The 22,007-nt window shown below is 52.6% G+C and carries 18 protein-coding genes; 7 read left to right on the forward strand and 11 right to left on the reverse strand.

What is annotated here, in order from left to right; genetic code table 11:
• The first annotated feature begins 18 nt into the window (after positions 1-18).
• A complete protein-coding gene (locus HHI26_RS20945) occupies positions 19-1,701 on the forward strand; it encodes an AsmA family protein (RefSeq protein ID WP_171149632.1) in 1,683 nt (560 codons plus the stop codon).
• Between the two features lie 84 nt (positions 1,702-1,785).
• Entirely contained in the window at positions 1,786-2,658 is an 873-nt protein-coding gene (rluF, locus tag HHI26_RS20950; RefSeq protein ID WP_133846468.1) for a 23S rRNA pseudouridine(2604) synthase RluF, read from the forward strand.
• 13 nt (positions 2,659-2,671) lie between these two features.
• Here the strand turns inward: rluF and fabY are convergent, their stop codons facing one another.
• From fabY to typA, 5 genes are all read right to left on the reverse strand, one after another.
• Positions 2,672-3,610 (reverse strand): fatty acid biosynthesis protein FabY, encoded by a 939-nt coding sequence (fabY, locus tag HHI26_RS20955; protein WP_133846469.1) that lies wholly within the window; start codon positions 3,608-3,610, stop codon positions 2,672-2,674.
• A gap of 59 nt (positions 3,611-3,669) precedes the next feature.
• Positions 3,670-4,107 (reverse strand): D-aminoacyl-tRNA deacylase, encoded by a 438-nt coding sequence (gene dtd / locus HHI26_RS20960; protein WP_133846470.1) that lies wholly within the window; start codon positions 4,105-4,107, stop codon positions 3,670-3,672.
• The gene (locus HHI26_RS20965) at positions 4,104-4,976 is read right to left on the reverse strand and encodes a virulence factor BrkB family protein (RefSeq protein WP_133846471.1); all 873 of its coding nucleotides are present in this window, start codon (positions 4,974-4,976) and stop codon (positions 4,104-4,106) included. Before HHI26_RS20965 ends, dtd begins: the two co-directional genes overlap by 4 nt.
• Positions 4,977-5,573: a glucose-1-phosphatase gene (gene yihX / locus HHI26_RS20970; RefSeq protein WP_133846472.1), complete on the reverse strand. Its 597-nt coding sequence runs from the start codon at positions 5,571-5,573 to the stop codon at positions 4,977-4,979. It lies immediately after the preceding gene.
• 141 nt (positions 5,574-5,714) lie between these two features.
• A complete protein-coding gene (typA, locus tag HHI26_RS20975) occupies positions 5,715-7,538 on the reverse strand; it encodes a ribosome-dependent GTPase TypA (RefSeq protein ID WP_133846473.1) in 1,824 nt (607 codons plus the stop codon).
• 435 nt (positions 7,539-7,973) lie between these two features.
• Here typA and glnA point away from each other — a divergent pair, with 435 nt between their 5' ends.
• The 3 genes from glnA (at position 7,974) to glnG (ending at position 12,121) form a co-directional block, all read left to right on the forward strand.
• Positions 7,974-9,383: a glutamate--ammonia ligase gene (glnA, locus tag HHI26_RS20980; protein ID WP_133846474.1), complete on the forward strand. Its 1,410-nt coding sequence runs from the start codon at positions 7,974-7,976 to the stop codon at positions 9,381-9,383.
• Between the two features lie 271 nt (positions 9,384-9,654).
• Positions 9,655-10,704, forward strand: a complete 1,050-nt coding sequence (gene glnL / locus HHI26_RS20985; RefSeq protein ID WP_133846475.1) for a nitrogen regulation protein NR(II) — start codon at positions 9,655-9,657, stop codon at positions 10,702-10,704.
• Positions 10,705-10,711: 7 nt separating this feature from the next.
• Positions 10,712-12,121: a nitrogen regulation protein NR(I) gene (glnG, locus tag HHI26_RS20990; RefSeq protein WP_133846476.1), complete on the forward strand. Its 1,410-nt coding sequence runs from the start codon at positions 10,712-10,714 to the stop codon at positions 12,119-12,121.
• Between the two features lie 126 nt (positions 12,122-12,247).
• On the opposite strand, the gene hemN is transcribed toward glnG, so the two are convergent.
• Entirely contained in the window at positions 12,248-13,621 is a 1,374-nt protein-coding gene (hemN, locus tag HHI26_RS20995) for an oxygen-independent coproporphyrinogen III oxidase (RefSeq protein ID WP_133846477.1), read from the reverse strand.
• A 242-nt stretch (positions 13,622-13,863) separates the two neighbouring features.
• The gene (yihI, locus tag HHI26_RS21000; protein WP_171149626.1) at positions 13,864-14,391 is read right to left on the reverse strand and encodes a Der GTPase-activating protein YihI; all 528 of its coding nucleotides are present in this window, start codon (positions 14,389-14,391) and stop codon (positions 13,864-13,866) included.
• Positions 14,392-14,942: 551 nt separating this feature from the next.
• On the opposite strand from yihI, the gene yihA reads away from it, so the two are divergent.
• Positions 14,943-15,578: a ribosome biogenesis GTP-binding protein YihA/YsxC gene (yihA, locus tag HHI26_RS21005; protein ID WP_133846480.1), complete on the forward strand. Its 636-nt coding sequence runs from the start codon at positions 14,943-14,945 to the stop codon at positions 15,576-15,578.
• A gap of 412 nt (positions 15,579-15,990) precedes the next feature.
• On the opposite strand, the gene polA is transcribed toward yihA, so the two are convergent.
• The 4 genes from polA to HHI26_RS21025 all read right to left on the reverse strand — a co-directional run bounded on the left by polA (position 15,991) and on the right by HHI26_RS21025 (position 21,212).
• On the reverse strand, positions 15,991-18,783 hold the full coding sequence (gene polA / locus HHI26_RS21010; RefSeq protein ID WP_159338300.1) for a DNA polymerase I: 2,793 nt from the start codon (positions 18,781-18,783) through the stop codon (positions 15,991-15,993).
• 406 nt (positions 18,784-19,189) lie between these two features.
• Entirely contained in the window at positions 19,190-19,819 is a 630-nt protein-coding gene (gene dsbA, locus HHI26_RS21015) for a thiol:disulfide interchange protein DsbA (RefSeq protein WP_133846482.1), read from the reverse strand.
• A gap of 48 nt (positions 19,820-19,867) precedes the next feature.
• Positions 19,868-20,860: a serine/threonine protein kinase gene (locus tag HHI26_RS21020; protein WP_167864789.1), complete on the reverse strand. Its 993-nt coding sequence runs from the start codon at positions 20,858-20,860 to the stop codon at positions 19,868-19,870.
• A gap of 82 nt (positions 20,861-20,942) precedes the next feature.
• Entirely contained in the window at positions 20,943-21,212 is a 270-nt protein-coding gene (locus tag HHI26_RS21025) for a YihD family protein (protein WP_159338298.1), read from the reverse strand.
• 51 nt (positions 21,213-21,263) lie between these two features.
• On the opposite strand from HHI26_RS21025, the gene mobA reads away from it, so the two are divergent.
• Positions 21,264-21,845, forward strand: a complete 582-nt coding sequence (mobA, locus tag HHI26_RS21030; protein ID WP_171149627.1) for a molybdenum cofactor guanylyltransferase MobA — start codon at positions 21,264-21,266, stop codon at positions 21,843-21,845.
• The last annotated feature ends 162 nt before the right edge of the window (positions 21,846-22,007 follow it).

A 22,007-nucleotide genomic window follows, 5' to 3' on the forward strand; every position in this document is an offset into this window, starting at 1 on the left:
TTCATAGGGATGGATGTGATGAAGTTCTTCGGCAAAGTATTACTCACCCTGCTGCTCCTGCTGCTGCTGGTGATAGTCACCGTCTATGTGCTGTTGCAAACCCAGTGGGGCGCAGGCTGGATTGGCCGTCAGGTCAGTGCCGACAGTGACTATCAGCTATCGCTCAGTAAGATGGAGCATGACTTTTCCGATCCCAGCCATCTGCTGTTAAACAATGTCTCCTTCGGCCGTAAAGGCCAGCCCGCAACACTGGTGGCTAAACGCGTCAATCTCGGGCTTGGGCTTATCCAGTTCAGTAACCCACTCCATTTCGCCAGCATTCGTCTTGAGCAGGGAACACTCAACCTCAGCGAAAAGAGCGCGCCGCTTTCATTACAAGCTGACCGCCTGCAACTGAGCCAGATGGCGTTAAACCGTAACCAGGGTGAATGGCCGTTACAGGCACAACGGGTTGACGGCGGTGTGATGCCGTGGAAACCGGAAGCCGGTAAGGTGCTCGGCAACGAGGCCAGCTTCCAGATGAGTGCAGGTTCGCTAACGTTGCAGGGCATTCCCGCCGCCAACGTGTTGATTCAGGGCAGTCTGAAAGGACAACAGCTTATCTTCAGTAATCTTGGCGCCGATGTGGCACTGGGATCCGTCACCGCCAGCGCGCAGCGCGATGTGAAAGGCGTCTGGCAGGTATCCAATCTACGTCTGAACAGCATCCGTCTTCAGAGTAATAAAAACCTTAGCGATTTCATGCAGCCCCTGCGCACACTGCCGGCGGTGCATTTTGACCGTGTTGACGTGACCGATGCGCGCCTTGAAGGGCAAGACTGGGCTGTCACCGATCTCGACCTGACCCTAAAAGATCTGAGCGTCAGTCACGGCGACTGGGAAAGTGATAACGGCTCACTGTCGATGAATGCCAGCAGTTTTGTGAATGGCAGCATGCAGTTGAACGATCCGATTGCCAATATGGACTTCACCGCGCAGGGCGTGGCGCTCACACAGTTCAGCTCTCGCTGGGTCAACGGCCTGGTGCGGGCGCAGGGAAACTGGACGCGCAGCGACAAAAAACTGACGCTGGATGAGCTGGTCATCGCCGGGCTGGAATATACCCTGCCGCTGAACTGGCGTGATCACTGGATGCAACCTCTGCCCTCCTGGCTTGCAAGCGTTGAGGTGACCAAATTCAGCGCTAACCGCAACCTGATTATCGATATCAATCCGGACTTCCCGTTCCAGATGACGTCACTGGACGGTACGGGCAACCATCTGCTGATGGCTCGTCAACATCAGTGGGGAATCTGGTCAGGCGATCTGAGCGTCAATGCCGCCGAAGCCACGTTTAACCGTGTCGACCTGCGCCATCCCTCGCTGGCGCTCAACGCCGGGGATAATAGCATCAACGTGACGGAGATGAGTGCTTTCAGCCATGAAGGTATGCTGGAGGGCCTGGCCACGGTCAGCCAGCAACCGCAACGTACGCTATCGTTGACCCTGAGTGGCCGTCAGATGCCCGTGAATGTGTTACATGACTGGGGCTGGCCACAGGTGCCACTGCAGGGTAACGGCAATCTCCAGCTGAAATTACAGGGCAGTCTGTCGGCGGCACAATCACTGAAATCGTCTGCTAATGGTGCGCTGACAGTGACGGCAGGCGAGAAATCGGTGCAACAGACCATGCAGGCAGGCCAGGTCGCTGGCGCGCAGTAATTCTCGTTCGGGGCAATATCTGCCCCGTCCGGGCTTCGCAACCTCACGCGGGTAAGGTATAGTCCGCTTTTTTACGGGGGAACTATGCTGACTAACTCATCCATTCGTCTTAACAAATACATTGGCGAGAGCGGTATCTGTTCTCGCCGCGATGCCGATCGTTACATCGAACAGGGAAATGTTTTTATTAACGGCAAGCGTGCCTCGGTGGGCGATCAGGTCTTTGCCGGCGATGTGGTGAAAGTGAACGGTCAGCTTATTGAACCGCGTAACGAAGACGATCTGGTGCTGATTGCACTGAACAAGCCTGTCGGTATCGTTAGCACTACGGAAGATGGAGAGCGCGACAACATCGTTGATTTCGTTAACCACAGCAAGCGCGTCTTCCCTATTGGCCGCCTGGACAAAGACTCTCAGGGATTGATCTTACTGACCAACCACGGCGATCTGGTCAATAAGATCCTCCGGGCCGGTAACGACCACGAAAAAGAGTACATCGTGACCGTCAACAAACCGGTTACCGAAGAGTTTATTCGCGGTCTGGGCGCAGGCGTGCCGATGCTCGGTACGGTCACCAAAAAATGTAAAGTGAAGAAAGAAGCTCCGTTTGTCTTTCGCATCACACTGGTACAGGGACTAAACCGTCAGATTCGCCGTATGGCCGAGCACTTTGGCTACGAGGTTACCAAGCTGGAACGTGTTCGTATTATGAACATCAGCCTGAAAGGCGTGCCGCCGGGAGAATGGCGCGATTTGACTGACGATGAACTGATCGCGTTATTTAAACTGATTGAGGATTCGTCCTCCGAAGATAAATCTGCGAAGAAAGCTCCGGCAAAAAAAACGACCGCGAAAAAGCCGGTATCAGGCGGGGCGAAATCCGCCGATAAAGCCCCTTCCAGTCCGGCGGGTCGCAAACGTTTTGACCAGCCAGGCCGTAAGAAAAAGGGCCGCTAAGGCCATTTTCTCATTAACCGCCGCACCCGCCCTGCTCTAACGGGCCGTCCGGGTCGGCGGGCAATACGATATATACCCCTTCAAACACCGCACCCGACTCATCGTTACCAAACAGTTCCACCTCCAGCTGCACACGCGCCTTACGGCCACGCGCCAGACGGTCAAGGTCGCCAGACAGTGATCCGAGGTCAGCGATTGCGCCCGGCTTACCGCTGATAGGCTTACTGTAACGAATATGGGCATCGGCCAGGATGATCGTCCCACCAAGGTGACGTTCACGCAACAACAGCCAGATAAGCCCCCACCCGGTGAGCGTCGCCAGTGAAAACAGGCTTCCGGCAAACAATGTGTGGTGAGGATTCTGGTTGCCGGTTTCCGGCATCGTGGTGATAAATTTCTGACCGGTATACTGCAGAATGCGCACGCCCATTTTTTCACTGAGCGGAATGTGCTGATACCAGGCCTGCTGCAACTGCCCACACCAGTCCGCACGGTGCAGAATATCATCCAGTGTCACCACGGGTTTAATCATCAGGAAATGGCGTACCGGCGTGGTTTGTGGCGCCGTGATTTCGCCCTGATTGAGGTAGCCAAGCTTAGAGAAGAAATCGACCGCATCTTCACGGGCGCTACACACCACGCGCTTGACCCCTTCCTGACGGGCAACAGACTCCAGCGTCATCGCCACCAGTGTTCCCAGGCCTTTCCCCTGGACAGACGGATGAACGGCGAGGAAGCGGATGGCGGCTTCGTTATCGGCATTGATATACAACCGGCCGATAGCCACCGGATTGCCCTGTTCGTCCACGACCATCTGATGATGCGCCAACGCATCCCAGGCATCACGTTCTGAGCCCATCGGCTGGTGTAATGGCTTACGCAGCATCTCCCAGCGGAACTGGTAATAGGTATCTAACTCTTCTGCAGTTTCTGGCACGCGGAGGTGATACATAAAATGGTTCTCTCTCTCAGGTCCCGCCAGGCCATTCCTTTGCCGCTCGGCTAGCTGCTTCAAACCTGCAGCCAGAAGGTCACGGGGCCATCATTAATCAACGCCACTTTCATATCAGCGGCGAAACGCCCGGTTTCCGTGGCTATTCCTTTATCACGACAGCAGGCAGCGAAATACTCATACAGTTTTTCAGCATCAGCGGGCGCAGCACCACCAGAAAAACTCGGACGCATCCCTTTTTTGGTGTCAGCCGCCAGTGTGAACTGCGACACGACCAGAACACTTCCCCCCGCCTGTTGCACGTTGAGATTCATCTTGTCGTTTTCGTCGCCGAAGATACGGTAACCAAGGACTTTATCGACTAACTTTTTCGCGTGCTCAGGCGTATCGCCTTTCTCCACACCCAGTAAAATCAGTAGCCCAGGCCCGATTTCCCCGATGGTTTCCCCCGCCACTGTCACGCTGGCGGATAACGCCCGTTGAATTAAGGCAATCATGATTCTTCGTTCTCTCTTTCTTGTTCTTCTTGTTTAAGCTGGCGGTAATCCCCCAGCGTGGCGGTAATTTCTGCCCCTAATAAAACAATACACCAGGTCCAGTAAACCCATAAAAAAAGAATGGGAATAACAGCAAGCACGCCGTAAATCAGCTGGTACGAGGGAAACATCGTAACATACAGCGCAAAGCCCTTTTTACCCAGTTCGAAGAGTAACCCGGCAACAACCGCACCGATTAGCGCATCGCGCCCTGCCACCTGGGTGGTCGGGACAATGCTGTACAGCAGCCAGAACGACAGGCAGGAGAGCAGCAGCGGGAATATCCGTAACCCGACATCCACCAGCATGCTCACGCCGCTGACCGTCGCCCAGTGTAACGACAGCAGATAGGAGCTGATCGCCAGGCTGGCACCCGCCAACAGCGGCCCGAGGGTCAGAATCATCCAGTAGACGGCAAACGAGTAGACCAGTGGCCGCTTACGTTTACTGCGCCAGATGGTGTTAAGCGCCGAGTCTATCGAATACATTAACAAGAGCGCAGTGAACACCAGACCACCGACGCCAACAGCGGTCATTTTGCTGACGTTAGCCACAAACTGTTCCAGATAGTTTTGGATCGTGGCGCCAGCCGCTGGCACAAAGTTGTTAAAGACGAAGTTTTTCAGCTGAATACTGGCATCAGAAAACATCGGGAAAGCGGCAAACAGGGCAAAGACCACGGCAATCAGTGGCACCAGCGACAGTAACGAGACATAGGCCAGGTGCCCGGCCAGCATGGTCATGCCATCTTCATCAATGCGTTGCCACAGCAGCTTCACCCATGCCCAAAAGGCCCGTAGTCGGTGCCGATAATGATTGAGAAAGCGCATTTATTGGCGATCGGCAAAGAAAGCCGGTAACACGCTGGCATCGGTAATCAGCAGGCTGTGAATACCGAGCTTGCGCGCCGCTTCAATGTTATCGGGGTTATCATCAAAGAAGATCGCTTCTTCAGCGGAGAACTCTTCTTCATTGAGCAGGTGTTGATAGATCGCCGGGTCAGGTTTACGCAATCCCATTTCCTGCGACAGATAGACTTTGTCGGCGGCAGCATTCACCTCCGGATATTGTGACGGCCAGAACTGACAGTGCAGACGGTTAGTGTTTGACAGGATAACCACGCGCTCACCCTGCTGACGCAATTTATGCATGATGGCAATGACTTCCGGGCGCACGCCGACGAACACCGCCTGCCAACCGGCAGCAAACTGTTCATAGCTTAATGACAGCCCCAGCTCATCAGACATTTTTTGTGCGAACGCTTCGTCACTTATTTCACCACGCTCGTGCTGGTGAAAACTCTCCCCCATTTGAAAACGACTTTGCAGCGTCGAGAGTGGTACGCGGCTCAGATCGCTCCAGACACCGAGAACCCGGTTGAAATCAATATCAACAATGACGTTACCTAAATCAAAGATATACAGCATGGCCATCTCCTTTTGTTCCGGTGAGTTATTCACTCTAGCGGTAAATGGAGAGACTGAACAGGTGAGGATTTTGAAAACTGCGGAGAAGATTCAGAAGGAAGCTCAGGACCGGAGAAAACTCCGGCCCTGAGAAAAGCGGTATTACGCTTCTTTCGGACCGCGGCTTGCGCGCTTACGGTCGTTTTCAGTCAGGTGACGTTTACGGATACGTACAGACTGTGGAGTCACTTCGACCAGTTCGTCATCATCAATGAACTCAAGCGCCTGCTCGAGGGTCATTTTCTGAGGTGGAACCAGAGTGGTGGCTTCATCAGTACCGGAAGCACGCATGTTGGTCAGCTTCTTACCGGTCAGGCAGTTCACAGTCAGGTCGTTAGAACGTGAGTGAATACCGATGATCTGGCCTTCATACACTTCAGCACCGTGGCCGAGGAACAGCTTACCGCGATCCTGCAGGCTGAACAGGGCGAACGCGACTGCTTTACCCTGGCCGTTAGAGATCAGCACGCCGTTCTGACGCTGGCCAACTTCGCCTTGACGCACATCGTCGTAGTGGCTGAAGGTGGAGTACAGCAGACCGGTACCGGAAGTCATGGTCATGAATTCGTTACGGAAACCGATCAGACCACGGCTTGGGATCTCATAGTCGAGACGCACACGGCCTTTGCCATCCGGATCCATGTTTTTCATGTCACCTTTACGCTCACCCATCGCCTGCATCACAGAACCCTGATGCTGTTCTTCGATGTCGAGGGTCACGTTTTCGAATGGCTCCTGCTTGCGGCCTTCGAATTCACGGAAGATAACTTTTGGACGGGATACCGCCAGCTCGAAACCTTCACGACGCATGTTTTCGATCAGAACTGACAGGTGAAGTTCACCACGACCTGATACGCGGAAGGCGTCAGCATCTGGGGTTTCTTCAACACGCAGTGCCACGTTGTGCACCAGTTCTTTGTTCAGACGGTCAAGGATCTGACGTGAAGTCACATACTTACCTTCTTTACCGCAGAACGGAGAGGTGTTAACGCAGAAGAACATGGTAACCGTTGGTTCATCAACGCTCAGGGCTGGCAGCGCTTCCACATTCTGAGTATCACAGATGGTGTCAGAGATGTTCAGTTCGCCCAGACCGGTGATAGCGATGATGTCGCCGGCTTCCGCTTCAGTCGCTTCGATACGCTCCAGGCCCATATGGGTCAGAACTTTACCGACTTTAGCGTTACGGGTTTTGCCTTCGCTGTTGATCACAGTGATCTGCTGGTTAGGACGCACTTTACCGCGCTTGATACGGCCGATACCGATAACACCCAGGTAGTTGTTGTAGTCCAGCTGGGAGATTTGCATCTGCAGCGGGGCTTCCAGCTCAACCTGTGGTGGAGAGACGTGCTTAACAATCGCCTCATACAGCGGGGTCATGTCTTCCGCCATATCGTTGTGATCCAGGCCTGCAATACCGTTCAGGGCTGAAGCATAGATAATCGGGAAGTCGAGCTGCTCGTCGGTCGCATCCAGGTTAACGAACAGGTCAAACACCTGATCAACAACCCAGTCAGGACGCGCGCCAGGGCGGTCGACTTTGTTAATTACCACGATCGGCTTCAGACCATTAGCAAACGCTTTTTTGGTCACGAAACGGGTTTGCGGCATCGGGCCATCCATTGCATCCACAACCAGCAGCACCGAGTCGACCATTGACATCACACGCTCTACCTCACCGCCGAAGTCGGCGTGTCCTGGGGTATCCACGATGTTGATGCGGTAGTCATTCCATTTAATGGCGGTGTTTTTTGCGAGGATGGTAATCCCACGCTCTTTCTCCAAATCGTTGGAGTCCATTACGCGTTCGGTTGCTTCGGTACGGGCATCAAAGGTCCCGGACTGCTGCAGCAACTTATCAACCAGGGTAGTTTTACCATGGTCAACGTGGGCAATAATGGCGATGTTACGCAAATTTTCGATCACAGCTTTGCCTCAGGCATTAGAAATAGCGCGCTATTGTACACGGATTAATCGAAGGACTGAACAGGATCACATATTTCATATAAAGATAACTGTCCGGATTGCATTTACAGCCATTTTCAGTGCAAACATTGCACTTGGACGAAAATTTGCACCAAAAGAGTGCCCATTTATCATTCAATGGCACCAAAATGGTGCGCGACTTCCATCGTGGTGCAGTCCTCGTCTCACGAGAGGGCGCATCATAGCGCTTTTTTCGTTAAATAAAAAAGTTGGCATAGATTTCGCAAATACTCATTAAGCGAAAAACGCCAGTTTCCACAACGGTTGTAAGCTTGTGAGAGATCTTTATTATCGGAGTTAGCGCGGCGAATAGCAAAGCGCACCGGTGAAGTTCTCTAAACACGACGCCAATGACAAAATCCAGGAGAGTTAAGTATGTCCGCTGAACACGTTCTGTCGATGATGAACGAGCACGAAGTCAAATTTGTTGACCTGCGTTTTACCGATACCAAAGGTAAAGAGCAGCACGTGACTATCCCTGCTCATCAGGTTAACGCTGACTTCTTCGAAGAAGGCAAAATGTTTGACGGCTCCTCGATTGGTGGCTGGAAAGGTATCAACGAATCCGACATGGTTCTGATGCCAGACTCAACCACCGCAGTCATTGACCCGTTCTTTGCTGATTCTACACTGATCATCCGTTGTGACATCCTCGAGCCAGGCACCATGCAGGGCTACGACCGCGACCCGCGTTCCATCGCGAAACGCGCTGAAGATTTCCTGCGCTCTTCCGGCATTGCAGACACCGTTCTGTTTGGGCCAGAGCCAGAGTTCTTCCTGTTCGATGATATCCGTTTCGGCAGCAGCACTTCAGGTTCACACGTTGCTATCGACGACATCGAAGCTTACTGGAACTCCGGTAAAGAATATGAAGGCGGTAATAAAGGCCACCGTCCAGGTCTGAAAGGCGGCTACTTCCCAGTGCCACCCGTCGACTCAGCGCAGGATATCCGTTCTGCAATGTGTCTGACCATGGAACAGATGGGCCTGGTCGTTGAAGCTCACCACCACGAAGTGGCAACGGCGGGTCAGAACGAAGTGGCAACCCGCTTCAATACCATGACCAAAAAAGCTGACGAAATTCAGATCTACAAATATGTTGTGCACAACGTCGCTCACGCTTACGGCAAAACCGCGACCTTCATGCCAAAACCGATGTTCGGTGATAACGGTTCTGGAATGCACTGCCATATGTCTCTGTCAAAAGGCGGCACTAACCTGTTCGCGGGTGACAAATACGGCGGCCTGTCTGAAATGGCGCTGTTCTACATCGGTGGTGTAATCAAACACGCTAAAGCAATCAATGCTCTGGCGAACCCGACCACTAACTCCTATAAGCGTCTGGTCCCAGGCTACGAAGCGCCAGTTATGCTGGCTTACTCTGCCCGTAACCGTTCTGCTTCTATCCGTATCCCAGTGGTTGCCAGCCCGAAAGCACGCCGTATTGAAGCGCGCTTCCCTGACCCTGCTGCAAACCCATACCTGTGCTTCGCTGCACTGCTGATGGCTGGCCTGGACGGCATCATCAACAAGATCCACCCTGGCGATGCAATGGACAAAAACCTGTACGACCTGCCACCGGAAGAAGAAGCTGAGATTCCAAAAGTTGCAGGTTCTCTGGACGAAGCCCTGGCTGCACTGAACGAAGACCGCGAGTTCCTGACCCGTGGTGGCGTGTTCACTGACGATGCTATCGAAGCTTATATCGAGCTGCGTAAAGCAGAAATGGACCGCGTTCGTATGACTCCGCATCCGGTTGAGTTCGAACTGTACTACAGCGTTTAATTTAGAAGTAAGCCCGACGAATTTCATGTTGCAGCAAGGCGGCAATCGAAGGAGGCCCGATGAGCTTAGTTCGCTAAGTGATTCGGGTGACTGAGAGAAGCCAACACAGCTGCGGCGTGAAAGACGTCTGGGATTTTGTTGCCGTGGAAACTTTCAGCCCATCTCAGGATGGGCTTTTTTCACCACGAATTCCCGGTAATGTCAGACGATTTTCGCGTTTTATGGCTATAATGCACTAAATTGGTGCATAACTACTTCAGGAGAATGCTGTATGGCAACTGGCCCGCTGCCCGATGCTGGGCAGATTCTCAATTCACTGATCAACAGTATCTTACTGGTTGATGGTGCGTTGGTGGTTCATTACGCCAACCCTGCCGCGCAGCAACTGCTGGCGCAAAGTTCCCGCAAGCTGTTTGGTACGCCACTGCCGGAACTGATGGGTTATTTTTCCCTGAATATTGAGGTCATGCTCGAAAGTCTGGATGCCGGACAAGGTTTTACCGACAGCGAAGTGACCCTGGTGGTCGACAGCCGTGCGCACATTATGTCGCTCACCGCACAACGTCTGCCCGAAGGATTGATTCTGCTGGAAATGGCGCCCATGGATAATCAGCGCCGGCTGAGTCAGGAACAGCTACAACATGCGCAGCAGGTAGCAGCACGTGATTTAGTGCGTGGACTGGCACACGAAATTAAAAACCCGCTGGGTGGGCTACGCGGTGCAGCACAACTGCTGGCCAGAGCCCTGCCCGACCCGGCGTTAACGGAATACACCAAGGTCATCATTGAACAGGCCGATCGCCTGCGCAATCTGGTCGACCGTCTGCTTGGCCCGCAACAGCCCGGTATGCATGTCACACAGAGCATCCATCAGGTGGCTGAACGTGTGGTGAATCTGGTCTCGATGGAGCTGCCCGATAATGTGGTGCTTGTCCGCGATTATGACCCGAGCCTGCCTGAACTGCCGCACGACCCGGACCAGATAGAACAAGTCCTTTTGAATGTAGTACGCAACGCCCTGCAGGCGTTGGGTGAAGAAGGCGGCACGATTACTTTACGTACCCGAACGGCGTTCCAGTTAACGCTGCACGGAACACGCTATCGCCTGGTGGCACGCATCGATATTGAAGATGACGGCCCCGGCATTCCGGCACAGCTGCAGGATACGCTGTTTTACCCGATGGTAAGCGGCCGCGAAGGCGGTACCGGGCTGGGGTTATCGATTGCCCGCAGCCTGATCGATCAGCATTCGGGAAAAATAGAGTTCCACAGCTGGCCTGGACACACTGAATTCTCGGTTTACCTGCCTATTCGCCAGTGAGGTTTCTATGCAACGAGGGATAGTTTGGATCGTCGATGACGATAGCTCCATCCGCTGGGTGCTTGAACGCGCGCTGACCGGAGCTGGTTTAAACTGCGCAACGTTTGACAGCGCAAACGAGGTACTGGAAGCCCTTGCGACCAAAACCCCAGACGTTTTACTGTCAGATATTCGTATGCCCGGTATGGACGGCCTGGCGCTGTTAAAGCAGATCAAACAGCGGCACCCTATGCTGCCGGTGATCATTATGACAGCGCACTCAGACCTGGATGCTGCCGTCAGCGCTTATCAACAGGGCGCGTTTGATTACCTGCCGAAGCCTTTCGATATTGATGAAGCCGTTGCACTGGTTGAGCGCGCCATCAGTCACTATCAAGAGCAGCAGCAGCCGCGCAATCAGCCCGTCAGCGGGCCTACCACCGATATCATCGGTGAAGCGCCAGCAATGCAGGATGTTTTTCGTATTATCGGCCGCCTGTCGCGCTCGTCGATCAGTGTGCTGATTAACGGTGAATCCGGTACGGGTAAAGAGCTGGTTGCTCATGCACTGCATCGCCACAGTCCGCGTGCGAAAGCGCCATTTATCGCGCTGAATATGGCGGCGATCCCTAAAGACCTGATCGAATCAGAACTGTTTGGTCATGAGAAAGGGGCGTTTACCGGTGCCAATCAAATTCGACAAGGTCGTTTTGAACAGGCCGATGGCGGTACGCTGTTCCTCGATGAAATTGGCGATATGCCACTGGATGTTCAGACCCGTCTGCTGCGAGTGCTGGCCGATGGTCAGTTCTATCGTGTCGGGGGCTATGCGCCGGTCAAGGTGGATGTGCGTATTATTGCTGCGACTCACCAGAATCTGGAGCTGCGCGTGCATGAGGGGAAATTCCGTGAGGATTTATTCCACCGCCTGAACGTGATCCGTGTGCATCTGCCTCCCCTGCGTGAGCGTCGTGAAGATATTCCGCGTCTGGCGCGTTACTTCTTACAGGTCGCCGCCAGAGAATTGGGGGTGGAAGCCAAGATCCTGCATCCTGAAACGGAAACCGCGCTCACGCGGTTGCACTGGTCTGGCAACGTCCGCCAGCTGGAGAATACCTGTCGCTGGCTGACGGTGATGGCCGCCGGGCAGGAAGTCCTGATCCAGGATCTACCGCCAGAGCTGTTTGAAACATCGACGCCAGAAAACCCGGTTCAGTCATTGCCGGACAGCTGGGCGACGTTGCTGGCACAGTGGGCGGACCGCGCACTGCGCTCCGGTCATCAAAACCTGCTGTCGGAAGCGCAACCCGAGATGGAGCGTACGCTGCTGACTACCGCCCTGCGTCATACGCAGGGTCATAAACAGGAAGCGGCTCGTCTGCTGGGCTGGGGACGCAATACGCTAACACGTAAGCTGAAAGAGCTGGGAATGGAATAACAGACGAGGGCGGATAAAGAGCGGACCGAAAAAGAAGGTCCGCCCCTACACGTTCCAGCTGTAGGGTCCGATCATTTTTTCCGATCGGGCCTTTGGGGCGACCATTTTTTTCGGTCGCCCCGGCCATCAGATCACCCGTGAAAATTGTCCCCCAGATGCTTTCTGACGCAGGTAACGGTCGAAGCACATGCAGATATTCCTTATCAGTAAACGGCCCTTAGCGGTGACGACAAGGCGGCTGTCGTGGCATTCCACCAGCCCGTCCACCATCAGTGGCGTCAGCAGAGCCAGATCGTCGGCAAAATACTCACGGAAGTGAATTCCCCATTGCGTACTGATGGCGTCAAATGACAGCGAGAAGTTGCAGATCAGACTTTTAATCACATCCCGCCGCAGACAATCATCTTCACTCAATTGCAAGCCGCGCCACAGGGCGGTTTTTCCTGCCCGTATTTCTGCGTAATAGTGTTTCAGCTCTTTGTGGTTTTGCGCGTAGCTGTCCCCGATCATACTAATCGCTGAAACGCCCATTCCCAGCAGGTCACTGTCACCCTGCGTCGTGTATCCCTGGAAGTTGCGGTGCAGTTTCCCCCCACGCTGAGCAATAGCCAGTTCGTCATTGTGCCGGGCAAAGTGGTCCATGCCGATAAACTGATACCCTTGCGCGGTGAGCGTCGTGATGGTTTGACGCAAAATCTCCAGCTTTTCCAGGGCGCCGGGCAGCTCCTCATCCTTGATTTTACGCTGAGCGGGGAACAGTGCGGGCATATGAGCATAGTTAAAGACACTCAGACGATCCGGGTTCAGCTCAGCCACTTTTTGCAAAGTGAAAGCAAAACTCTCTGGGGTCTGTGCTGGCAGGCCATAAATCAGATCAATATTCGTGGAGGCAAAACCCAGCTCACGCGCCCGTGCCATCAGGGAAAAGATCATCGCTTCATCCTGTACGCGATTCACCTTCTCCTGCACCTGCTTATTAAAATCCTGCACGCCCATGCTCAGGCGGTTAAAACCTTCGGCTCGCAGATGATCAAGCACGGTGAGCTCAATTTCCCGCGGGTCGACTTCAATTGAGATCTCAGCACCCTCCGTAAAGTGAAAGTGCTGGCGCAGACAGGTCATCAGTCGGCTGATTTGCGCTTTATTGAGGAAAGTGGGAGTGCCGCCCCCCCAGTGCATCTGACTGACGGTGCGATGCTGGAACAGCGGTGCACGCAGGGCGATTTCCTGCACCAGTACATCCAGATAGTCATCCGCTTTATGCTGCTGACGCGTGACCTGCTTATTACAACCGCAGAAGTAACATAGCTTGTGGCAAAAGGGGATGTGCAGATAGAGCGACAGCGGCCGTTCAGGGTAACGCTGCGTTGCCTGAAGAAAAGCCGGCTCGTCGTAATCCTGATGGAATTCCAGTGCGGTCGGATAAGAGGTATAGCGGGGACCGGCGGTATTGTACTTCTGAATGAGCGGGAGATCCCACTCTGTGGTCTGCATCTGCATGGCGGCTTCCCTTATCGTCGTCGCATTGACCGCCGCGTGACAGGAAGCTGCTGGCTGACGATCTTGCTGCGCAGCCGGGTTTTCAGCCGCGATAGCCGCTGTAGTTTAACGAATAACCACCCCAGCCAGCACAGCAGAATCAGCGCAATAATTGATCCAGGCCAAATCATCACCAAAAACCCTACAAAGAAAAGGCAGCGCTAAATTGCGCTGCCTCATGTTACGTCAGAGAGACGAGAGGATCACTGGCCGCCTTTGAGCAGGCGATACATATCTTCTTCTGCCTGCTCATCTTCTGCGTCATCGTCCAGGGCAATCCCTAACTGCTCCATCAGCACGTCGATACGATCCAGTGACTGATCCAGCCACGCCTGCTCTTCAGCTGACAGTGCATCGCCATTTTCCAGACGATCGAGCAACGCATCCAGACGCTCGTCATTTTCCAACTGCGCCAGTTCTTCTTCTGGTGACAGACGAGCCTTCTTCTCTACAACGGGTTTTGCCACTTTTGCCGGCTTCGGCTTGCTGGCAACCACATCCGGGCCCAGGGCAATCGGTTTTTTACTGCCGATACGTGGGTCTTTGGCCGGTTTGCCGTTAGCGCCTTTCTTGCTCTCGGCGACCGGGTTAGCCCGACTGCCGGAAGTATTGCCGCTGTGCTTTTTATCACGCTTGCGGTCTCGCGCTTCCTGATTAATCTCATCACGCGTTTTACGTTTCACTTTGGCTCCCGGTTTTTTATCCTGGGGCGTGCGTGCAGGTTGCTTCATGGTTTCTGCTCTCAGACGTTTATCTTCAGTATAGAATTGCCGCGAAATCTAGCAGAAAGCAGACAAAGAAAAAAGGCGGCAGGTCACCCTGTCGCCTTTTTTCGCACCTTCCGCAGAAGGACTGACAATGTCAGCATCCTTATTAGCAGCCAGCATCCCTGTTTTCCTTTGCCTTTACTCAATCCTGTGAGCGTTCCTGAATCCTTGTCGCGCACACCTGTGCACATTTCCTTCCCTGCCCGAGATCGTCCTGATGCTCCCTGAGCACTTCATCCTGAAGTGAAATATCCTGTTTCTGGATACAAATGTAGACTAACCAGTCCGGCAAACAAGGTGACATAAGTAATTTTTACTCTGTTTTTTTTGGCCATTTCACAACCCTATGAAAATTAGTAAAAAATCCATTTTTTTAATTTCAAAATACAGAGAGTGCTCGCAGGGTGAATGGTCAATGTCTCACAGCACTCGATCATGCAGTGTCTTACCGGGCGCTTTACCGCTATACAGGGTATAATCAGCACAATTGTCCTTTCTTACCTGGAGTATCTATTTTGTCTGGCTGGAATTATCACGTAACCCATTTTGTCACCAGCGCCCCCGATATCCGCCACCTGCCTGCCGATACTGGCATTGAGGTTGCTTTTGCCGGGCGTTCTAACGCGGGTAAATCCAGCGCACTGAATACGCTGACTAACCAGAAAGGCCTGGCTCGTACCAGTAAAACCCCTGGTCGTACCCAATTGATCAACCTTTTCCAGGTTGCTGAAGGCTACCGTCTGGTCGACCTGCCAGGCTACGGTTACGCGCAGGTCCCGGAAGAGATGAAGCTCAAATGGCAACGTGCGCTGGCGGAATACCTGCGCGATCGTCATTGTCTGAAGGGACTGGTAGTGCTGATGGATATTCGCCATCCGCTGAAAGATCTCGATCGTCAGATGGTGATGTGGGCCGTACAGAGCGGGATTGAAGTACTGATTTTGCTGACTAAGGCCGACAAACTGGCATCCGGGGCGCGTAAGGCCCAGCTGAACGCGGTTCGTGAAGAGGCAAAAACCTTCCTCGGCACTGTCGATGTTGAAGCGTTTTCATCACTCAAGAAAATTGGTGTGGATAAACTGAGCCAGAAGCTGGACAGCTGGTATCGTGATATTCCTCCGGCAACCGAAGACGATATTCCTGCCGAATAACCCGCCTGCCCCCTACGTTTCGCCCAATAAAAAACGCCCCAGTCATTACTGACTGGGGCGGCTAAAATATTCAGCCAAATCCGATTACGTGAAGTAAAAGGTCTGAAAGATAGAACATCTTACCTCTGTACCCTACATCTGAAACTTTACATCATTTTTTGAGCGCTCAAAAGGGTTTTTTGTAGTTAATTTTCAGAAAACGACATGCATTATCCAACTCAAGTCACATAATGCAGTCGATCATGTAGCTTAATTACTAAAAAAGTGTTGCGGCAGAGATGGTTAGATGATGTCACTGGCGAAAAGGGATAACGCGAGTGGCTGAACCGTTTAAAGCGACAATGTTAGCAGGGACAATCCTGCGAGCTGATTTCGGGAGAGTCATCAGCCCACAGGACAGAGAAAAATGAACTTAGTGAGCCTGATCCCAGTTGTCACCCACACCAATATCAACGCGCAGCGGCACATCCAGTTTCATGCTGCCTTCCATCAACTGACGGATTTTCGCTGATGCGCTATCGACTGCATCGGCACGCACTTCAAACACCAGTTCATCGTGTACCTGCATGATCATTTTCACGTCACCGTTTGTCTGAGGCTTCAGCCATTCATCCACGGCAATCATTGCCCGTTTGATGATATCCGCTGCGGTCCCCTGCATTGGTGCATTAATCGCAGCACGCTCTGCCGCTTTACGACGCATCGCATTGCTCGCTTTAATCTCTGGGAGATAGAGTCGGCGGCCATCCAGCGTCGAGACATAGCCTTTCTCTGCCGCCAGTTCGCGGGTACTCTCCATATACTGCAGTACACCCGGGTAACGTTCAAAGTAGAGGTCCATGTACTTCTTCGCTTCACCGGCACCAATATTGAGCTGACGTGACAGACCAAAAGCACTCATGCCGTAAATAAGGCCAAAGTTGATCGCTTTAGCGCTACGGCGCTGCTCGCCGCTGACTTTATCCAGCGCAACGCCGAAGACTTCAGAGGCTGTCGCACGGTGAATATCCTGCTCGCTGGCAAAGGCGGTCAGCAGCCCTTTATCCTGTGACAGATGCGCCATGATGCGTAGCTCAATCTGTGAGTAGTCAGCCGCGACAATGCGACAGCCTTTCGGCGCGATAAATGCCTGACGAATACGTCGCCCTTCATCATTACGCACCGGGATGTTTTGTAGGTTCGGATCGCTGGAAGAGAGACGCCCGGTAGCCGTGACTGTCTGGTGATAAGAAGTATGTACTCGTCCGCTGTGTGGATTGATCATCAACGGAAGCTTATCGGTATAGGTGGATTTCAGCTTAGAGAGACCACGATGTTCCAGAATCACCTTCGGCAGCGGATAGTCCAGCGCCAGCTCAGCTAAGACTTCTTCGCTGGTCGACGGTGCGCCACCCGGCGTTTTCTTGGTGGGCTTGATGCCCTGCTTTTCAAACAGGATGGTTTGTAATTGCTTCGGCGAAGAGAGATTGAACGGTTCACCTGCCAGCTCGTGTGCCTTCAGCTCCAGCTCTGCCAGGCGGCTGCCCAGCTCCTGCGAGTGCACCGCCAGAATATTCTGGTCAATAAGCACACCGTTGCGCTCAATACGGGAGATGACCGGCACCAGCGGCATCTCAACCTGTTCAAAGACCTCTTTTGGCCCCTGCTCTTTCTGCAACTCTGGCCACATTTTCAGATGCAGCTGTAGCGTGACGTCGGCATCTTCCGCCGCGTAATGCGCCGCCTGCTCCAGCGCGATCTGGTTAAACGTCAGCTGATTCTTACCTTTGCCGGCAATCTCTTCAAAGCTTACGGTTTTATGGCCCAGCCAGCGTGATGCCAGGGTATCCATATCATGGCGCCCGACAACGCTACTCAGCGCATAAGATTCCAGCATGGTATCGAACTGAATACCTTGTAATTCAATGTCATAGTTTGCCAGCACGCCACGGTCGTACTTCAGATTCTGTCCGACTTTAAGCGCTTTGGGGTTTTCGAGCAGCGGTTTAAGCCGTGCCAGTACGGATTGACGATCTAACTGATCCGGTGCATCAAGGTAGTCATGTGCAACGGGCAGGTAAGCGGCTTCACCTGGGGCGATGGCAAAAGACAGGCCGATGATGTTAGCACTGAGCGTATCCAGTGAATCGGTTTCCAGGTCGAAGGCAAACAACTCGCTTTGCTGAAGCTTCGTCAGCCAGCTATCGAAGGTCGCTTCATCCAGAATGGTGACATAACCTTCGGAAGAGAGCACGCTAGCGACTTCTGCGGCATCCGGTTCCACGCTTGCATCCACTTTGCCTTTTGCGGCAGTGGGTCGACTCTTATTCCCTTGCAGCCAGGTACCTTCTTCCAGATCAACAATCCAGCGCTTAAATTCGTAGTGTTTAAATAACCCCAGCAGTTCTTCAACTGCCGGTTCTTCAACGGTCAGCTGATCGCAGGTCAATTCCAGTTCCACGTCGGTCTTAATCGTTGCCAACTGATAGGAGAGGAGGGCCATCTCCTTATTCTGTTCCAGTTTCGCGGCCATGGTTTTAGCCCCGCGGAAAGTCAGTGTTGCCACTTTATCCAGGTTGGCGTAAATATCCTTCACTCCGCCTAATCCCTGTAACAGTGCCTGAGCCGTTTTTTCACCGACACCCGCTACGCCCGGAATGTTATCGGAGGAGTCGCCCATCAGTGCCAGGAAATCAATCATCAACGAGGGAGGGATACCGTATTTCTCAACCACTTCATCCGGGCCAAGAATCGCATTATTCATCGTGTTGATTAAGGTGATATTTGGCGTTACCAGCTGAGCCATATCTTTATCACCGGTGCTGATCAGCACCGGTTTACCGATTTTCTCTGCGGCCAGCGCCAGCGTACCGATGACATCATCAGCCTCCACACCTGAGATGGCCAGCAGCGGCAGCCCCATCGCTTTGACCATGGTATGCAGTGGTTCAATTTGCGCACGCAGATCGTCGGGCATCGGGGGACGGTGAGATTTGTACGCTTCAAATAATTCGTCGCGGAAGGTTTTACCCTTGGCATCAAATACCACTGCTACATGACTTGGCTTATATTGCAGCAGCAGGCTGCGCAGCATATTTAATACGCCGTACATTGCACCGGTAGGTTCGCCTGCGCTGTTGGTCAGCGGAGGGAACGCATGATAAGCACGGTACAGGTAGGAAGATCCATCTACCAGAATCAGCGGGTTTTCTGCAATTTTAGCCATAAGTCGTCACGTTCTTCTTTGGTTTTTGATTGGCGTTAAGGATGCCACAGCTCGCTATGAAAGATGAAATCTCAACGGCGAATAATCCACGGACAATTGTCATTTTGCGTTACGCTTCGCATTGACACGTTGTGGATAAGTTTGTGTGTAAATTTACTAACAGCAGCTAACCCGTGGAAATTCATTTAAAAATAAAATTAAATTTTGTTTATAATCATTTAGTTATTTATTCACTCCAGGATTAACTTTATGTTTTCCGGAATAAAGCTGATGTGGATATAAGTTGGTACGCTCAGAGAAAGAGACGATATCTACAACTGATGAAAGGGCATTTTTACGATAATTATCTCGTCAGGCGAGAAAGAAAACGCCGGCATTGCCGGCGTTAAGGGAAGTCTGTGCAGGCTTACTTCTGGGAAGTCAGGAATTTCACCACGTTGGCATACTGCTGAACATAGTTTTCCTGTGAACTGGTATCCAGGCCACCGTTGTTCACCATGTATTTGCCGTTGACGAACATCGCTGGCACACCACGCAGATCCAGATCTGCTGCGGCTTTCTCTTGCTGAGCAACCAGTGATTTCACCACGAAGCTGTTCCAGGCGGCATCGTACTCTTCAGGCTTGATACCCGCAGCTTTAACGAAGACCGCTTTCAGGCTGGCAGGATCAGTGATGGTTTGCGTCTGCTGAATACCGTCGAAAATGGGTGCCGTTACTTTGTCTTCCACACCCAGAGCCATCGCGACTGCCCAGGCCTGCGTTACGGTTTTACCCATTTCGCCACCCAGGAATTCAACATGATACTTGGTGACTTTCACATTCTCTGGCAGGCCTTTCTTCACGGCATCACTCACATGCCATACATGCTCAAACTGGTAGCAGTGTGGGCAATAGAATGAGAAGAATTCGAGAACCTGTGGTTCGCCAGTAGCCGGTTTATCCAGCGTGACGTATTGCTGACCATCGGTAAATTGTGCGGCAGAAGCGCTGAATGCCAGAACCATACCGACGAGCGCAAATAAAATCTTTTTCATCGTCAAACTCTCTCCTGATTACATCTCAATAGGCGAACCAAAGGGTGATCACACCTGGAAAACAGGTGCAAGCTGTAGCGGAGGCTCTTGCAGCAGCTTGTTCTGTTCGTTAAAAGTGGAAATCTGTCTGCGCCAGAAATCCTCATCCGTCATCCACGGAAAACTGGCCGGGAAAGCCGGGTCGTGCCAGCGGCGTACAACCCATGCAAGATAATAAACCATCCGCATAGCACGTAAAGGTTCAATCAGTGACAATTCATGAGTATCAAATTCACAGAATTCACCGTACGCCTCTAGCAAAATGTCCCATTGCAGACGCTGCTCCTGGCGATCGCCATTGATAAGCATCCACAGATCTTGTACCGCAGGGCCATTACGCGCGTCATCCAGGTCAACAAACAGTGGGCCATCACGCCACAATATATTGCCCGGATGGCAGTCGCCGTGTAAGCGCAAAGGCTGCCACTGAGTATGCCAGCAGTTTTGTAAAGTTGTGCGCAGACGCCCGATACTGGCCAGTAAATCAGTTTTTAGCTTTGCGGGGACCAGCGTGCTGTCGGTGAGAATCTGTAACGGTTCATCAATGTATTCCTGTAATCCGATAGTAGGCCGCGACTCAAAGGTTTTCCGGCGGCCCACCTGATGGATTCGCCCGAGGAAACGCCCTACCCATTCCAGGTGATCGTAATTATCGGTTTCGTACTGGCGCCCGCCGAGGCTGGGAAAAACAGCAAACCAGAACCCCTGGTGCTGGTGCAGCATTGAGCCCTTCAGTTCCAGAGGGGCTGCCAGTGGGATCTCATCAGCAAACAGCTCAGAAGCGAACTGATGTTCTTCTTCTATCTGCGCCTGCGACCAACGCTGCGGGCGATAGAACTTCGCCACGTAGCGCCGTTTGTCGTCATCGGAGAACTGGTAGACGCGGTTTTCATAGCTGTTTAGCGCCGTCAGGCCGGATTCCACGCGCAGACCGGTCTCCCACAACGCATCCAGGATGGTATCAGGCGTCAGGGTGTGGAAGTTAAAAGCAGGTTCTTTCATCCGGCATGCTCGCTGATAATCGATAAATAATAGCCTGCAAGAGTACCATTAAATGGCAGCGGCAGCGGGTCAACCGCCTGATTTAATCCTTAATCACGCCCCGAGCACGCAGTAATGCTGTTTTGAAATCATCCTCATAGTCTTTCTTCAGCCCTGGAATTTCAGCATCTTTATCACTGCCCCGCATCTTGAGATGATAGATCAGTACATCATCCGTTAATTCACTAAAAGGCTGCTTAAAGCCGGCTTCATCGGCTAATTTCTGTAAAAACTCAAGTAAATTCAGATCAGGATCGTCCTGCCAGGCAGGCTGCAGCAAGCTGATTAATTCGTTAAGGCGATGGCATTTCATGCAGTTGTCCCTGTATAAAGAACCCAACATTAAGCATAGGGTATAAAACTAATGAATCGAATTTCCGCCCCTGAACGCGAAACCGTGACCGGCGTCATCCTTGCAGGTGGCCGTGGCAGCCGTATGGGGGGCGAAGATAAAGGGCTCATGCTGTGGCAGAACAAACCACTCTACCAACATGTTTTGCAGCGTTTTCAGCCCCAGGTCACTACTGTATGGATTAATGCCAATCGAAATATTGAGGTATATCAACAGAGCGGTTTGCCTGTGATATCCGATACGCTGGCAGCTTTCCCGGGACCACTAGCAGGAATGCTGGCAGCACTGCAACAGACAGAAACTGAGTGGGTAGTATTCACTTCCTGTGATACGCCATTGCTCCCGGATAATCTGGTTCAGAACTTGTGGCAGCATAAAGGAACAGCATTTGCGGTCTGGGCACGCACAGAAGAGCGAGATCACCCCACGCAAGCATTGCTGCACCGCAGTATTGCGGGTTCACTGCAACGCTATCTGGCGGACGGTGACCGTAAGTTGATGCTATTTCTTCAGCAGGCAGGGGGGCACAGTGTTTTGTTTGAGCGAGCAGAGGCTGCATTTCGCAATGTTAACTATCCGGAAGATCTCATTTAGGCTTTTATAGCAGGTAATCCCCTGACAAAACGGAGATTTTTCGTGTCAGATCGACGATTATCGCCAAATTCAAAGCACAAAAAAACCCCGGCCTTTCGGTCGGGGTTCTTTCTTCGTTTGATGCCTGGCAGTTCCCTACTCTCGCATGGGGAGACCCCACAC

Origin of the sequence: Erwinia sp. JH02 (genome assembly GCF_013074405.1) — a bacterium.
Lineage (GTDB): Bacteria > Pseudomonadota > Gammaproteobacteria > Enterobacterales > Enterobacteriaceae > Erwinia > Erwinia rhapontici.

What these genes read in the sequence shown, in the direction of transcription:
- HHI26_RS20945 (WP_171149632.1), top strand. Translation starts at nt 19, where the DNA reads ATGAAGTTCTTCGGCAAAGTATTACTCACCCTGCTGCTCCTGCTGCTG.
- rluF (WP_133846468.1), top strand. Translation starts at nt 1,786, where the DNA reads ATGCTGACTAACTCATCCATTCGTCTTAACAAATACATTGGCGAGAGC.
- fabY (WP_133846469.1), bottom strand. Translation starts at nt 3,610, where the DNA reads ATGTATCACCTCCGCGTGCCAGAAACTGCAGAAGAGTTAGATACCTAT.
- dtd (WP_133846470.1), bottom strand. Translation starts at nt 4,107, where the DNA reads ATGATTGCCTTAATTCAACGGGCGTTATCCGCCAGCGTGACAGTGGCG.
- HHI26_RS20965 (WP_133846471.1), bottom strand. Translation starts at nt 4,976, where the DNA reads ATGCGCTTTCTCAATCATTATCGGCACCGACTACGGGCCTTTTGGGCA.
- yihX (WP_133846472.1), bottom strand. Translation starts at nt 5,573, where the DNA reads ATGCTGTATATCTTTGATTTAGGTAACGTCATTGTTGATATTGATTTC.
- glnA (WP_133846474.1), top strand. Translation starts at nt 7,974, where the DNA reads ATGTCCGCTGAACACGTTCTGTCGATGATGAACGAGCACGAAGTCAAA.
- glnL (WP_133846475.1), top strand. Translation starts at nt 9,655, where the DNA reads ATGGCAACTGGCCCGCTGCCCGATGCTGGGCAGATTCTCAATTCACTG.
- glnG (WP_133846476.1), top strand. Translation starts at nt 10,712, where the DNA reads ATGCAACGAGGGATAGTTTGGATCGTCGATGACGATAGCTCCATCCGC.
- hemN (WP_133846477.1), bottom strand. Translation starts at nt 13,621, where the DNA reads ATGCAGATGCAGACCACAGAGTGGGATCTCCCGCTCATTCAGAAGTAC.
- yihI (WP_171149626.1), bottom strand. Translation starts at nt 14,391, where the DNA reads ATGAAGCAACCTGCACGCACGCCCCAGGATAAAAAACCGGGAGCCAAA.
- polA (WP_159338300.1), bottom strand. Translation starts at nt 18,783, where the DNA reads ATGGCTAAAATTGCAGAAAACCCGCTGATTCTGGTAGATGGATCTTCC.
- dsbA (WP_133846482.1), bottom strand. Translation starts at nt 19,819, where the DNA reads ATGAAAAAGATTTTATTTGCGCTCGTCGGTATGGTTCTGGCATTCAGC.
- HHI26_RS21020 (WP_167864789.1), bottom strand. Translation starts at nt 20,860, where the DNA reads ATGAAAGAACCTGCTTTTAACTTCCACACCCTGACGCCTGATACCATC.
- HHI26_RS21025 (WP_159338298.1), bottom strand. Translation starts at nt 21,212, where the DNA reads ATGAAATGCCATCGCCTTAACGAATTAATCAGCTTGCTGCAGCCTGCC.
- mobA (WP_171149627.1), top strand. Translation starts at nt 21,264, where the DNA reads ATGAATCGAATTTCCGCCCCTGAACGCGAAACCGTGACCGGCGTCATC.